Genomic DNA, 14,660 nt, shown 5'->3' with positions numbered 1-14,660 from the left:
TAGCAAATGGAAAAAGAGCATTCTACTCTGCTTTATCCACTTCGCCAAATCCAAACAAGCGGTTATACCAAAATGGGGCTAAATCTTGACGATATGTCACCCACCACCATGAATTTTGATCAAAAAAAACACTGATCTGCCCCATTTCCCCCGTATTCGCCACTTGGCTGCCCATATTCATATAACGAGAGACAACCTCAGGTTTTGGAAAACCATAACGGTTATTCAATCCTGCAGGAAAAACGGTCAACTGTGGCAAAATCGCTGTAATAAAATCATGACTCGATGAGGATAAACTCCCGTGATGAGGCGCGATGAGCAAAGTGCTATTGAATAAAGTACTATTTGCATCAGGTAGCTGCTTAAGCAATAATGCTTCTCCTTTCCCTTCAATATCCCCCGTTAACAATACGCTATGGAAAGCATCATTAATCTGGATCACACATGAGCCATTATTGCCTTTCATCTTTTGAATAGGGCCAAGCACCTTAAGTTGTAAACCTTGCCAATTTAGCTCATGAGGACGACAAACCTGCCCCTGATAAGCGGGAATATCTGTGATCACTTGCACATTAGGATAGGCACGAATCATATCATCAGCACCACCGGCATGATCATTATCGCCATGGCTTAATATCAAATAATCTAAATACCGAATTCCCCTCGCCCCTAAAAAAGGAATAATCACCCTATCAGCATAACTAAAATGCTCACCATAAGCCGCCCCAGTATCATAGAGTAATCCATGACCTGATTTTTCAATCAAGACGGCCAAGCCCTGACCCACATCTAAAATATGCACAGCCCATTGAGAGGATTTAGGGGGAAACAACCAAGTCAAGGTTTGCAAAATGAAAGGTAAAATCAATAAGGCACAACAGACTTTCCACTTTTTAGCGAGCACGCGAAACCAAAGGATCCCGCCCAATAACGCCAACATAGCGGTATCAATTACTCCCTCAGGCAATACTATCCAGCGCCCAACAAAATGAAAGCTCAAGGCTAATAGCTCACTAACAGGCCATAAGCTCCAATCAAAAAGTAAAAAAATGCGATGAAAGTCAAAACCCAATAAGAGTCCTGTGCTCCAAATGATGACAGTTAACACCATCACAGGGATCACAACCAGACTAAACCAAGGTACTAAAATCAAATTAATCCAAAAGCTGTGTAAAGTGATCCCACCAAAAAAAATGGCTTGAAGCACACCCAAACCTAAAGATAACCGCCATTGTATCCCCCAAAACAGCCAACATTTAGCCGTGAAATCTCCAACGAAAAGACGAGACTGACTTGAGGTTGCCACCGCTTCCTCATGAGACTGAACATGAGCAATATGACTTTGAATGGTCAATAAGATAATGGCCAATGCACCAAATGATAGCCAAAAACCTGGACTTAAACAGCTTACCGGATCCAGCAATAAAACAAAAAAAAGTGCATACAATAAACGCTCCCAAGGTGAGGAAAAACGCTTTAATAAACTCAGCCCCATCACTAGACACAGCATGATAAATGCCCGCTGAGTTGAAATGGAAAAACCCGCTAAATAGGCATAAAACCCCACAAGAACAAGACTTGAGAACGTCGCAATAAACAAGTGACTTCGTCCTAAAGGAAGAGTAAATTGCCGTAAAAGCCAAAATACACAGACAAAAACCCACACGCCAACAACACTTAAATGCAACCCCGAAATCGCCATTAAATGCCCAGTTCCGGTTTGCCGCAAAGCTTGCCAGCGGTGCGCTGAAATCCCTTGCTTATCTCCAGCGATCAAGGCGAGCATTAAATCACCATTATCAAAAGACGCCAACACAGGGACTAGAGTATGAATGAACTTCGCCCTTAACGGCACATTCTCTTTCAATAAGCGTCCTGAAAGCACTTTTCCCTTTGCTATGATATGCTTACTCAACAAATTTTTTTGTTGATTGTAACCCCCTTGATTCAACACACTTGATATCGACTTTGGTCTAATCGTGAGTTGCCAAGTTTGTCCTATTTGTAAAGGAGGCGGTTTTGACCAAGTTAATCTTAACTTTTTAGTTACCAAGTGGAATGAATTTACACCTGTTAGCTCAATGTCTAGATTTATCCAGTCGCCGTTTGAGTGAACTAATGCTATTATTTCGCCCTCGATTTTTACAGAGCTTGGATCGGCAGACCCATTCCATGACATAAGTTGATGAAAAAACAAGCTCAGCCAAGCGACAGCAAATAGGCTACCGGAAAGAAAGGGTGACAAACGAAATACAAAGCCTGATGTCAGCAATAAAATCAAGACAAAAGAAAAAGGTGGCAACGCAGGCCACAAAAGAGCAGAAAGAGTCGTGACACAAAAACCTAATAGAAATCGATTCATCATGAATAAGTTAAGGCTGTAAAGTAAAGATATGCCAAAAAAATTAATAGAAAGGTTTATGCCAAAGCCTGAAGTATTGCAAAATCATAAACATTTACGCATCTTTGGCAAATTGCTTCATAAAACCAATTTATGGGCATTAAATAGACGCTCTGCGCCTGGCGCATTTGCTGTGGGTCTTTTTGTCGGCTGGATCCCTATGCCTTTTCAGATGGTATTGGCTGCAGCGCTGGCTATTGTGTTTAATGTCAATATCCCTGTCGCTGTCGCGCTTGTCTGGATAACCAACCCATTAACCATGCCATTTATGTTTTACGGCGCCTATATTTTAGGCACAAAGATTTTAGGCTACCATGAGCGACCTTTTGCTTTTGAAGCCAGCTGGCATTGGATTGAGTCTTCTATCGGCACCATAGGCCCCCCTTTCCTTGTGGGATGCCTCACTTTAGGCATTATTTTTTCGGCCAGTAGCTATATTTTAATCAAGGGAATGTGGCGATATTCAATTATTTTGAAATGGAAAAGTCGAAACAGTAAAACCTTATCTCGAAAATAAATCATTTAAAAAAACCAGAACATATGTTCTGGTTTTCTTATTCTTTATGAAAAATGCTTCACGAAAAACACGACTATTTTTTGGCTAAAACACTGGCCATCGATGGCACAATGCTTGTAGGATCAAGCCTCATTTGATACCAATTTATTCGCCAATCCAGATGTGGCCCCGTCGCTCGTCCTGTCGCCCCCACCTCACCAAGCGGTTGGCCTTGTTTCACCTTATCGCCCACTTTGACATACAGTTTACTCAAGTGTAAAAAGCTAGAACTCAGGCCATAACCATGATCAATAATTAAGGTGCCACCAGAATAAAACATATCTTTCACAGACAAGCTAATGGTGCCGTCTGCTGGTGCCACAACAGGCGTTCCCGTCTTAGCCGCCACATCAACGCCATAATGGGGTGTCCCGGGTTTACCATTATAGACTCGCTGGCTGCCATAGACGCCTGAAATTCTGCCGGTTAAAGGCCAAATAAAATCTTGAGTAAACCCTAAATCTGCGCTAAAAGTGGCTCTAGCGGCTTTCACGTCTGCACTGTCTTTAGCCGCTCTTTTTTGCGCTTTAGGATCCGGCTTCATTATTTTCTGACTGATCCCATTCACTCGTTGAATTTGATATTCACGCTCCTTGAGAGTCAAAGGCACCCTTTGTGACAAGCCATCAGGATACACTAAACGTAAAGATTGGGATAATGCCGGCTGCCTTGAAAAACCAAAAACAAACTGGCCATTCGGTGTCACTTTAATGGCTTTATCATTTAAAAATACCTGAGTACCGGGCGTCGTTTTAGCACGGATCACAGCGCCAGGTTGCACTTCACCAAACAATTGCACACTCGCAAACACTTTTGGGATCAAACACAGATCCATGAGTATAAAAAAGCAGATTTGGCGCATCCAGCATCCCCTTATTGTTATTTAAATCGACTCAGCCACAGGCCCTTTCTCGACAATCGCGCCTTTACCGACCCCCTCAAACGCAACGACTTTGAAATGACTCGTGGGCACTTTTTCACTCAATGTATTGGCAATAAAATCGGCAAGTAACTCCACCGTCGTATCATGAGGGATAATATCACAACAGGTCTTTGATATAGCCAGTTGAAAATCCCCTTGAGGCGCTTGATAATGAAATCCGTAGTGTGTTTTATCAGATACTTGTGTTTGCACTGACAAAGAAAGTGTCTCAATCGGAACAATATCCTCTTCACTGCCTAAATAAATATCCTGCCAACGTGCTGCCCAATAATCATCCCATTGCGTCGCTGCCATGCCGTTTTCATAAATATGGATCGGGCTACGGTGACCATGTGCAATACGCTGGCAATTACCATCATGCTTTTTAAGCCCATGACTGTAATGATAAAAAGGTGTCGCATGCTCCTCGTTACGTAAAGTCAATGTCATCCCTTCAACATTATTTGGCAACACTTGAGTTAAGGCTTGCTTTAAAAAACTATTCACGCTATCAAAGGTAATGGCTTCACTGGGAATCAGGGCAAATGCCTGCTCGGGACACGCTAAGTGAATATCCCCTTTAGCACTGGTAAAGTCCATCCACACTCTATCGCCTTGTTGTTGCCAGCGCACTTCACTGCATGCGGTGGGGATCAATAAACGATGATCAGCAATATCATCAATGGTATCTTTGATCTTGCGTTTAACTTTAGCAAAATCCAACACCATATTTTGCTCATCAAGCCCACCACTGAGCACAACATCCACAATCCAACTTTCCCCCACCATGCCACGCTCTGCACACAAATACGAAAAATCGATGACGGTTAAATCTTTAACAAACAATTGCATTGAAACTCCCAGGCAGAAAAACAGTCTACCTATTCACGCCCATTCAGCAATGGCCAAAAGGCAAAAAAATGTAAAATAACCCACCACACCCATAAAACACACAGTTATGACAAAAATCGAGACAATGTCTTATAACGTAAAGGCGAATCGCCTATTTTAATATGATCCCCTTGCTTTTTTCGAGTATTATATGGATGTCTTAGACATAAAAATTAACTCTTCAACTCAGGTAGCCTATGAAAACCCTTATTTGCAATGCTCAATTGGTTAACGAAGGTACAATCTCATCGCAAGATCTGTTAATTGAACATGGCCGGATCAGCCAAATTGCCCCACATATTCCACCGACGTCAGAAATGAAAGTCATTGATGCAAAAGGCAAGTATTTATTACCCGGCATGATTGACGATCAAGTTCACTTCAGAGAGCCAGGTTTCCCTAATAAAGGCACCATAGCCACAGAGTCAAGAGCCGCAGTGGCAGGGGGGATCACCAGCTTTATGGAAATGCCCAACGTCAACCCACAAACAACCAATTACCAAGCCCTACAAGATAAGTATAATCGAGCTCAACAAAGCTCACTGGCAAATTTTAGTTTTTATCTCGGCGCCACCAATGATAATTTAGATGAAATTAAAAATCTGGATCCCAATGAAGCCTGCGGCGTTAAAATCTTCATGGGGGCATCAACTGGTAACATGTTGGTCAACAATCCAGAAACACTAGAAGGTATTTTTAAATACTCGCCAGTGCTGATTGTCACTCACTGCGAAGATTCCCCCATGATTGCTGACAATGAAGCCAAAGCTCGTGAGCAATATGGGGACAATATTCCCATGCGCCTTCACGGTGAAATTCGCTCTCGCGAAGCCTGTTTAAAATCCTCACAATTGGCCACCGAATTGGCGTTAAAACACCAAGCTAGGTTACATGTATTACATCTAACCACAGCTGATGAACTTTACCAATTTAAAGCAGGTAAAACATTAAGCGAATTGAAAGATGCCAATATCACTGCGGAAGTTTGCGTACATCACTTAACCTTTAATGACAGCGACTATGAACGTTTAGGCACTCAAATAAAATGTAACCCCGCCGTTAAAAAGCAAAGTGATCAACACGCCCTGATCCAAGCGGTCAAAGATGATGTTATCGATATTATCGCCACCGATCATGCCCCCCATACTTGGGATGAAAAGCAAGCAGAAAGTTATTTTAAGGCGCCAGCTGGCGTGCCGTTAGTGCAACATGCCTTATTATCACTACTGGACTTACATGCTCAAGGTCATTTTAGCCTAGAAAAAATTGTTCAGAAAACCAGCCATGCCGTGGCAGAGCGCTATCAAATCAAAGACAGAGGTTACTTACGTGAAGGCTATTTTGCCGATTTAGTCCTCATTGATCTCGACAGCCCCTTTACCGCAACAAAAGACAATACTCGCTATCATTGTGGTTGGACTCCTTTTGAAGGCCACACTTTTGCAGGTAGCATTGCAGGCACTTGGGTCAACGGTAACCATCTATTTGACGGTGAGAAGTTTATCGATAATACCTTTGGACAGAAACTAACCTTTAACCGATAAGCCCCTCTCAACAAAAATGCCAGTGAAGTAACACTGGCATTCTTTTTGTTGGAAATTGTAGTGCTAATGCCAGTACAGGCTAATAACATGTTAAAGCCGCGCTCAAATCACCGAGACTTAAGGAGAGTTACCCTTTTCTTCTTCAGCCATTTCCTTCGCTGATAAAGTGAGTATTTTTTGAAGATGTTCCGTTAAATAAACCCCTTTAGGATCCCATTTTTTCAGTCTGTTTCGAAAATGATCCAACTGAGGATACTGAGAGCGGATATAAACATCATCAAGGGTATACACCTTAGCCAAATGAGGCCTACCACCATATTGCTTATAGACCGCCTCTACAGAATAAAGCACATCAGGGATCTGTTCAAAATCGGTAAAAATAACTGCACCTAGACAAACCACAGCGTGATCATGAGCTAAACTCAGATAGTTTTTATCCGGCGCTATTGCGCGAATATCAAACAATACAGGTAAAAACAGTTCATGATCATCGCTCAATTGCTTTAGGTGCTTGATCACTTTCAAAGCGACATCCACGGGAAAGGCATACTCACAACTGTAGAGTTTTTGGTTATGAGGCTCGGTAAGCACTTTATGTAAAGGCCCGAGTTCCCACCTGTTTCTAAAAAACATTTTAACCAGTAAGCGCTGCAAAAAAGGCGTCATCCAAGGCTGATGTAAAGCTAAATAATGTGTTAAAAATAAAGCCTTTTCAGACCAGCAATCCCACCAGCGACGACCACGAGATCCTATGTCTGTAACGCCTAAATCAGCACAGATCGGCGCTTGCTTATTGGAAAGACAGGCTAAGGCCTTACCTGTATGGGGAAACCAATAAATGCCAAAATGATCATGACGCATATTAAGCTCGGTATAATCTGCTATCCAAACATCATCATGCATCAACACGCACTCTTGATTGACATGACACACATCAACACAGCGGACTGTAAGCGTGGAAACAATGCCTGCTCCACCTAAAGAACAACGCATGGCGCGCATAGCCTCATCGCCTTCTTTGAGCTCAACGATATTTCCCTGCCCGTCAATAAAACGACAAGCAATGATATGCTCAGCAATGATGGATTCTTGAGCACCCGCGCCATGAGTGGCTGTCATTAAAATACTGCCCATATGCTGAACATCGAGGTTAGGCATGTTAGGTAGCATCCAGCCTAAATCATAAGCGTGCTGGGCAAATTCAGCCAAAGACATGCCAGCCTGTACTTCTAAGGTCTTATGTTCATTGTTTTGAAACCTAAGCTTATTATAATCTTCAAGAGAAATGATAATGTCAGCGTCAGAGAGTAGCGGCGCCCAAGAATGTCCCTTTCCTACCACTCGAATTTTTTTATTCTCATTAATTGACTCTCTAACTTTCTCAACCAATTCCTTTTCCGTTTTAGGTTGGTAAAAGGCCTCAACAAGACAAGTTTGATTGCCAGACCAGTTTTTCCACTCCGTGCTATGATTCGACATCATTCACTCTCAGATTAAGCTATTCTCGTCTACCCTGATCCCGCTCATTTCAAAGTCCATTGATTGAAAGCTGAACGAAAAAACCAAGCATATTGCTTGGTTTTTTATCTTTTATTGCTTAATTATAGCCATCATTTTTTGATGCTGGGCGATCTACTGTCATTTTAGGGATCCACATAAATGGTGGGGTAAAGCTGTCAGGTTTCTCTTTCAGTGTTATCAACTTTTGCTTTTCTAACTCCAGCTTACGTCTTGCAGATAAAAAGCGCCTCAATTTCTTATTGGTTTTTTTCAACTGTTTTTGCTTTGCTTTAGCGCCATCAATCTCAAACTCTAATTGATCATATTGCGCTTGCAGTGCATCATTCCATATATCACTCTTTTCAGCTTCCTCATCCATCGCCAATTGCTTAACAGTCAGTTGCTCAATCTTTTGAGATAACGCCTCATACGTGTCTGCTATTGCAGTATACTCATCCACATAGGTATTGTAGATCACAATACTATTTAAATGATGACGTAAATGATCTTTTAGGACATCTTTTAACATCATAGTGTGAAATGCATCTGTCATGTCATCACACCAACTAAAGGCTGCAGAAAAAGTATTTTGATATTCTCGATTATGTTTAGTCGCATAAAAAGCAATAGCTTCATCAAATGACAGCTCATCATTTGATTCACCATTAAAATGAAAGAAATGGCCATAACCTTTTTGAACGTACAAATACTCAAACAAGCCTCGATAACTGGGGTACACTTGTTGACCCGATGTGCGTTGCTCTTTGGCAGTCTTTTGTTCAAAACGCGCAAAATTGGCCTCAATCGTTAGGGATAATGCATTAATCACATCCATATCTTTAGCCGCCACATGAAACGCATTTTCCATATCCAGATTCAATCCACCACGGGCTGTGACCATACCAATATTATCGAGTAATGTTTGTTGATCTTTACTCATCAACACGCTAACAGGTAACGCTTTCACATCAAGATCCGCATAAACTGAATAACGAGGCCCATTTTCCAATTTGAGCTCATTCAGTGAAATCATTAACCTTATCATATCGGCACGTAAATAAACGGGCGCCGTATTGTTCGCATTTGACGTGAAAAAATCTGCATGTTGACGTACGCTGTCCAGAGTCCAAATGTCCTTTAAAGACACATGTGTCAATGGCTGATTGGCATCTTCAGTCAAGCGTCTAAATAAATCTTCTGTTTGAGTAATTTGACTCACACTCGATACCTGTTTATCAAACCACACATTGATCTTATAACCTTTTTCTACCCAATCCTGAATATAAGGCGCAATGGGAAGCCCCTCTCTTTCAGATGGGAACACAAAGGTATTATCGGCAACTTCTCTTTTTCCAAGCCAAATTAAATTCACTGAGATGCTATCAAGCATTTTTTGCTCTGATACCACTTCTTCAGGAAAAGCCGCATTATAATTTTCGGCAAGGCTATCTTCCCCTTCCCACCAATCTTCATATTCCTGCTGAGTGAATCTTGCCAGTGTTTTATAATCAAAAACAACTTCCCTAACAAGCTGCCCCTCATCATGAACATTGACAGCTTGCTCAAGGTCAACAGCTGCATTGCCACTAAAGGGAAAATCAACATCCTCATGCGCTGCATTCTCATGCACTACATTCTCATGCACTAATAGTACGTTATTATCATCTGGTTGATATTGCACAGCTTGCTGTGTCGATGCCATGCCCTTTAATTGATTGAAACCAGGTTCAAACTCGTCGACACTCTCTAAACCTTTAACTGGAGCAGCGAATGACTCATCCATAGAATCTAACAAGGCTAATGTAGCATCAACATCAGTCTCTTCAAGGAATGTGTCATCCAGAGCATTGAGTAAGGCCAACGTTGCATCAACATCGGCATCAGCATCGGCATCGGCATCGGCATCGGCAAGTAGAGATTGCTCCTGTATTTCAATACAATCATCGGTATACACATACCCTATTTCACCTTGATCATTTTTCACCCACAACCAAGGTGCATTTGAGTTATCGATCACTTCTAATCGATCACCTGATTGAGTCGCCAGTTCATGAGTCTCAGGATTGGCTAATGTATCCGTGATTGACTGAACAAAATACGTCTTTGAAAAGTATTGCTCTTTATTTTCCTCACCAGCAATGGTACTTTGCAAGCCGCCAAAGGTTAAACAGGCCCCCATCAATGCATTTATGGCAGACTTCAACGTAAAGAAATGACAAGATTTTGCAGACAAAAGTAAATCACCTTAAACTTAATTCATTTAAGAGAAAGTTTTATACCAGCCTACTATCGATAAACCTAAGGTTTTTTATCACCAAGTCATAATCATTAACTCAAATGATGCTATAAGTTTACTTTTTAATTAATTGTTATTAAATAAACAGCAAGATAATTGATTTCTTTTGAAATAAATCATCATTTGCAACCTATCACCATCACTCAATGCGGGCAGTAAAACAACCTACCGTTGTTTTACATTGCCCCATTAAAATAACCTCTATTCCCCCTTTAAGCGGCGATCTAGCTGATCTTTTAAATTAGCGGGTACACCTTTAATCATGATGGTGTCAGAAATGGGGTCATATATGACTCGCTCTCCTAAATGCGTACCATCAAAACTCAAACTCACTCCACCGCCTGTACCGGAGAACTTTTTCAATTGCCTTAAAGTAGGCTTATCTGCCGGAAATTCATCTTCCAGAGCATAATCCCCCCCTTGAGCAAAATCATAAAATGACTCCATGCCTTGATCCGCAAGCTCATCCGCTAAGTCTTTAATTTCAATATCCGCGCCACTGTCGCAACGCTCACTGCAATAATCAAAAACTCGTTCACGAGTTTGCTGACGCTCATCTTTTGTCAGCTCACTACTGGCGACAAAATCTTCAACCGCCGTTAAAAGCGACTTATTTTGCGCTTTAGTATTCACTCCTTCCACACAACCCATGAAATCAAGGAAGAAGTCTGCCACTTTACGTCCCGCTCGCCCTCGCACAAAAGAAATGTACTTGCGTGAGCTTTTATCCGCCTGCCATTCTGTTAAATCAATACGCGCCGCTAATTGCACATTGTTCAAATCTAAATGGGTGTTCTCCGACAGCTCCATATCGTCTAATACTGTCATGGATGATTTTGCGTTAAGTAGCGATACAAATAAGTAGTCACTGGTCATATAGGTATAACAAGATAGCAGTAAAAACCCCCCTTGACTGAAATCATACTTTGACAACTCCTCTTGCAGTAACCGACTGGCAAGACCTGAAAACTCAACAAAGCCCAATTCACCAGAACGGTAATCCGTTAACGCATTTTCAAAAGCCGGATTCGCTTCACCGTCTTCACCGGCAATACCAAAATGACCAAAGCCTTTGCCCGCTTTACTGGTATAAGTTTGATGCAGTTCATCAAGCATAATTTCAACGGCTTGACTGTTTAATAAAGGTTGTGGACGCAATCGACAACTGAGTTGCCCCTCATTATTTTGAGAAATTGCATGAATAATTGCTTGTTCGACGTGAATACTCATAAGCCTCGATAGTGATAATAGAAGAAATCCGTTATTATATGCCGCTAATTGAATTAAAAGTGAAACATTTTTATATTATGGCTATCCAATCAAAATATACTAACACACAAGTTGAATCTATCATTGCTGAATTATTAGCAGTACTTGATAAACATCAATCACCTACCGATCTGTCACTCATGGCACTGGGCAATTGCGTTACCCATTTACTGACCAGCAAAGTCCCAGCGGAAGCAAGAACTGAAGTGACCGAACAATTTGCAAAAGCACTATCAAACTCAGTGAAAAATAACTAATATTAAGTACATATGTGAGACTGGGTAGGTTACTATGATTGTCCAGTTCTCTCATTTTATATAACTGAAACGGATGAATATGGTCGAGCGAGAAAAACAAATGGGACGTGATCGCGTCTCGCATTTAGTCAACTGGGGACATTGGTTTGCCTGCTTCAATGGTTTTTTAGCCATGATAGTCGGCCTGCGTTATCTTGAAAATGTCGGCTACCCAGACACTATAGTTGGTTGGGGCTATTTGTTCTTGCTTACCGTAGGACAATTTAGTTTTTTAGCTTTTATTGTCTACTTAGTCTGCTTATTTCCCATCACTTTATTATTGCCCTATTCCAAGATCCTACGAGGCCTTGCTGCAGTACTCGCCACCTTAGGACTTTGCCTCCTTCTCTATGACACTATCATTTATGACGATTATGGCTTACACCTGAGTCCTTTCGTCTTTGATTTAGCTTGGGCAAACCTGCATGCCTTACTGCGAGGCACATCCTATATTGTCACGCCCATTGGTATATTGATCTTAGAGTTAGTTGCCGCTAACTTTATTTGGAAGCGCATTCACAAAATCAGTAAAAAGAACTTAGGCAATAAAGTCGTCGCTTTTATTGGTATTTGTTTTATTGGCAGTCATCTGATCCATATTTGGGGGGATGCCACCGATATGACCGAAATCACCCGTTTTGATGATGCTTATCCCGTATCCTATCCCGCCACTGCTCGCTCTTTAATGGAAAGCTACGGCATTGATAGTAATTCAAAACATGATCCACAAAACCCTAGAAAAAGCAGCCTCAACTACCCCATTAGTCCATTACAGTGCCACAGTGCCGGCGCAAGTTATGGCAAAAGCAATGTATTATTTATTGCTATAGACAGTTTCCGTGCCGATATTGTCGATAAATACTCCATGCCTTTCTTTACCCAATACAGCGAGAAAAACCAAAACTATACCAATCATTTAAGTGGTGGAAATCAATTTGATAGCGGCATGTTTTCACTGTTATATGGCCTACAAGGCAATTATATTTCCGCTAATGATCTTCATTATCAAAGCCCGTTAATGACACAAACCTTTAAACAACAAGGCTATCAACTCGGCCTCTTTAGTGGTCGCTCACTCGCTATCCAGCCACAAGCTATTTTTGATGACTTTACCTTAATCCCATCAAGTAGCATGAATGGCGCAGCGGAATCTGATTTAAACACCATCAAACACTTCAAACAGTGGCAAAGTGAACAAACAGCGCCTTGGTTTGCACTCGTTAATTTAACCGCTCCCGATAGCTATGATACTCCAGTAGGATTTTTAGGCATTAAAACGGTCAAATCAGATGTCGCATTAAAACCGGCTCAAAAAGTCCTTTTCAACCAATATCGTCAATCTTTAAACTTTATCGACGACCAATTGAAAGTCATACTGAAAAATGTCCCAAGTGATACGCTAGTCATCATTACTGGCGCGACGGGCAAAATGCTCACCAGCAACAGTAACGAAGCAAGAGTCAATTTGATGCCACAGAGTGTGATAGTGCCCTTTGTTATTCACTGGCCAAATCAAAAGATCCCCAATATTGTCCCTTATCGTACTAGTCACTATGGGCTCGTCCCCACACTCATGTCTCAAGTATTGGGCTGTAGCAACCCTGCCAGTGATTACAGTGCAGGGCGGACATTAACCCAACCCAGTAAAGAGTCTTGGGTCTATGTTGGCGACAATCGCATTTTTGCTATTTATCAAAAAAATGAAATTACTGTCATTAATCGTCATGGTAAATATCGCATTTATGATAAAAATTATCGGTCACGATTAAACAAGAAAATGCAAGCTCAGGATCTCATTCAAGTCATGGATGAGAGTCAACGTTTTCATAATCATTAATCACTTCCCCCCAGTCATGGACTGCCACCTAATATGACTGGGGATTTAATCTTCAAAAACATCGCTTAAGACTATAAACTAAGCAATCGACTCAATAATTTACATTTATTACTTGCGCTACTATGCCCCTCTTGATAAAGTGCGTCTCACACCAACACAGCCCCCATTACTAACGATAGTACCTGATGTGTTGGTTGAAAAATCGGTATGTAGCGCAGCCCGGTAGCGCACTGTCATGGGGTGTCAGGGGTCGGAGGTTCGAATCCTCTCATACCGACCACATTTAAATAAAAAAGCCTATCTTCTAGATAGGCTTTTTTATTGCCACTTTCTTGTAGCGGGTCGCATGAAATGAGACAAGAGTTGTAGCGGATCGCATGAAATGAGACAAAAGTTCGCATGAAATGAGACTGATTAAAAATGTCGACACAAGGTTTCTTTTTCTTACTTAACATAGCGTTAGAACGAACACTAAAGCAAAAATCTTTATATTTACTTTCTAGTTAGTATTTATGCCCCATTTGAGCAATAAGACTTAAGTTATTGATTTTATAATATATAATATAACTAGAAAGTAGAAAGTTAAACTAGAAAGTAGCTTTCTAGTTAGCGTACTTAAACTAGAAAGTAAATTTTTCTCTTTGTTTTAAACTTTCTTCCTTTTCATTGTCCAATTCACCATCAAAAGCCGTTTAATGTGAGTTAAACGGCTTTTTAAATCGTCATTAAATCATCTTCAAATCGTGATTAAACAAGTTAAATCGTGGTGATCTCCGTGCTTTCTGTGGCTGTGCTGTACTCGTCTAAGGTTTTAAGGTAAGAATACGCCGCCTCTCTGGGTGTCATGTCGGTGTATAACTCATCCTCGAGTCTGATTTGATAGATATGAATGTTATAGCCGTCACGCACTTGGTCTATGGGTGGCCTGTCCTCGCCGATGGCTTGCTCGCTGGCAAATACACTTAACTGAAAGGTACAGATGTGTGCGCCGCCTTCGACTATCGCCAGCTCATTGCTATTGTCTAGGGTTTCACTCAATGACAAATTATTGCTGGTTGATAACTGACTGATGACTAAACAGGGATTATTAACCGTTATTCCGCTGGCCATGTCGATGCTGGGCATATTTAGCGCCATGTTGCTCTCCT

11 protein-coding genes and 1 tRNA gene are annotated in these 14,660 nt (G+C 41.3%); 5 read left to right on the top strand and 7 right to left on the bottom strand.

Going from position 1 to position 14,660, the window contains the following annotated elements; translation table 11 throughout:
• Positions 1-22: 22 nt before the first annotated feature.
• Positions 23-2,362: a DNA internalization-related competence protein ComEC/Rec2 gene (locus tag Q0791_RS00605; protein ID WP_299001930.1), complete on the bottom strand. Its 2,340-nt coding sequence runs from the start codon at positions 2,360-2,362 to the stop codon at positions 23-25.
• A 31-nt stretch (positions 2,363-2,393) separates the two neighbouring features.
• Between Q0791_RS00605 and Q0791_RS00600 the strand changes: the two genes are divergently transcribed.
• Positions 2,394-2,918, top strand: coding sequence for a DUF2062 domain-containing protein (locus Q0791_RS00600; RefSeq protein WP_299001817.1), 525 nt, complete (start codon positions 2,394-2,396; stop codon positions 2,916-2,918).
• Positions 2,919-2,991: 73 nt separating this feature from the next.
• On the opposite strand, the gene Q0791_RS00595 is transcribed toward Q0791_RS00600, so the two are convergent.
• Together Q0791_RS00595 and Q0791_RS00590 are read right to left on the bottom strand one after the other, a co-directional pair.
• Positions 2,992-3,819 carry a M23 family metallopeptidase gene (locus Q0791_RS00595; RefSeq protein ID WP_299001815.1) on the bottom strand — a complete coding sequence of 276 codons (828 nt, stop codon included), beginning with the start codon at positions 3,817-3,819 and terminating at the stop codon, positions 2,992-2,994.
• A gap of 21 nt (positions 3,820-3,840) precedes the next feature.
• Entirely contained in the window at positions 3,841-4,731 is an 891-nt protein-coding gene (locus tag Q0791_RS00590; protein ID WP_299001813.1) for a 6-carboxytetrahydropterin synthase, read from the bottom strand.
• Between the two features lie 236 nt (positions 4,732-4,967).
• Here Q0791_RS00590 and Q0791_RS00585 point away from each other — a divergent pair, with 236 nt between their 5' ends.
• Complete coding sequence (locus Q0791_RS00585; RefSeq protein WP_299001811.1) at positions 4,968-6,314, top strand: dihydroorotase; 1,347 nt, start codon at positions 4,968-4,970, stop codon at positions 6,312-6,314.
• Between the two features lie 117 nt (positions 6,315-6,431).
• Here Q0791_RS00585 and Q0791_RS00580 read toward each other — a convergent pair whose 3' ends face one another.
• The 3 genes from Q0791_RS00580 to yejK all read right to left on the bottom strand — a co-directional run bounded on the left by Q0791_RS00580 (position 6,432) and on the right by yejK (position 11,340).
• Positions 6,432-7,796: a D-arabinono-1,4-lactone oxidase gene (locus tag Q0791_RS00580; protein ID WP_299001809.1), complete on the bottom strand. Its 1,365-nt coding sequence runs from the start codon at positions 7,794-7,796 to the stop codon at positions 6,432-6,434.
• Positions 7,797-7,911: 115 nt separating this feature from the next.
• Positions 7,912-10,047 carry a hypothetical protein gene (locus Q0791_RS00575; protein WP_299001807.1) on the bottom strand — a complete coding sequence of 712 codons (2,136 nt, stop codon included), beginning with the start codon at positions 10,045-10,047 and terminating at the stop codon, positions 7,912-7,914.
• 264 nt (positions 10,048-10,311) lie between these two features.
• Positions 10,312-11,340 (bottom strand): nucleoid-associated protein YejK, encoded by a 1,029-nt coding sequence (gene yejK, locus Q0791_RS00570; RefSeq protein WP_299001805.1) that lies wholly within the window; start codon positions 11,338-11,340, stop codon positions 10,312-10,314.
• A gap of 77 nt (positions 11,341-11,417) precedes the next feature.
• Here yejK and Q0791_RS00565 point away from each other — a divergent pair, with 77 nt between their 5' ends.
• The 3 genes from Q0791_RS00565 to Q0791_RS00555 all read left to right on the top strand — a co-directional run bounded on the left by Q0791_RS00565 (position 11,418) and on the right by Q0791_RS00555 (position 13,792).
• Entirely contained in the window at positions 11,418-11,636 is a 219-nt protein-coding gene (locus tag Q0791_RS00565) for a YejL family protein (protein WP_299001928.1), read from the top strand.
• Between the two features lie 79 nt (positions 11,637-11,715).
• Positions 11,716-13,512: a DUF3413 domain-containing protein gene (locus tag Q0791_RS00560; protein ID WP_299001803.1), complete on the top strand. Its 1,797-nt coding sequence runs from the start codon at positions 11,716-11,718 to the stop codon at positions 13,510-13,512.
• Between the two features lie 203 nt (positions 13,513-13,715).
• A tRNA-Pro gene (locus Q0791_RS00555) sits at positions 13,716-13,792 on the top strand.
• A 476-nt stretch (positions 13,793-14,268) separates the two neighbouring features.
• Here the strand turns inward: Q0791_RS00555 and Q0791_RS00550 are convergent.
• Positions 14,269-14,649, bottom strand: a complete 381-nt coding sequence (locus Q0791_RS00550; protein WP_299001801.1) for a hypothetical protein — start codon at positions 14,647-14,649, stop codon at positions 14,269-14,271.
• Between the last annotated feature and the right edge of the window lie 11 nt (positions 14,650-14,660).

The sequence above is a fragment of the uncultured Shewanella sp. genome, assembly GCF_947495455.1.
Classification (GTDB): domain Bacteria; phylum Pseudomonadota; class Gammaproteobacteria; order Enterobacterales; family Shewanellaceae; genus Shewanella.
Note: the sequence above shows the minus strand (reverse complement) of the source record. Positions and strands in the feature narration are given on the sequence as shown.

What these genes read in the sequence shown, in the direction of transcription:
- Q0791_RS00590 (WP_299001813.1), bottom strand. Translation starts at nt 4,731, where the DNA reads ATGCAATTGTTTGTTAAAGATTTAACCGTCATCGATTTTTCGTATTTG.
- Q0791_RS00585 (WP_299001811.1), top strand. Translation starts at nt 4,968, where the DNA reads ATGAAAACCCTTATTTGCAATGCTCAATTGGTTAACGAAGGTACAATC.
- Q0791_RS00565 (WP_299001928.1), top strand. Translation starts at nt 11,418, where the DNA reads ATGGCTATCCAATCAAAATATACTAACACACAAGTTGAATCTATCATT.
- yejK (WP_299001805.1), bottom strand. Translation starts at nt 11,340, where the DNA reads ATGAGTATTCACGTCGAACAAGCAATTATTCATGCAATTTCTCAAAAT.
- Q0791_RS00560 (WP_299001803.1), top strand. Translation starts at nt 11,716, where the DNA reads ATGGTCGAGCGAGAAAAACAAATGGGACGTGATCGCGTCTCGCATTTA.
- Q0791_RS00580 (WP_299001809.1), bottom strand. Translation starts at nt 7,796, where the DNA reads ATGATGTCGAATCATAGCACGGAGTGGAAAAACTGGTCTGGCAATCAA.
- Q0791_RS00600 (WP_299001817.1), top strand. Translation starts at nt 2,394, where the DNA reads ATGCCAAAAAAATTAATAGAAAGGTTTATGCCAAAGCCTGAAGTATTG.
- Q0791_RS00550 (WP_299001801.1), bottom strand. Translation starts at nt 14,649, where the DNA reads ATGGCGCTAAATATGCCCAGCATCGACATGGCCAGCGGAATAACGGTT.
- Q0791_RS00605 (WP_299001930.1), bottom strand. Translation starts at nt 2,362, where the DNA reads ATGAATCGATTTCTATTAGGTTTTTGTGTCACGACTCTTTCTGCTCTT.
- Q0791_RS00595 (WP_299001815.1), bottom strand. Translation starts at nt 3,819, where the DNA reads ATGCGCCAAATCTGCTTTTTTATACTCATGGATCTGTGTTTGATCCCA.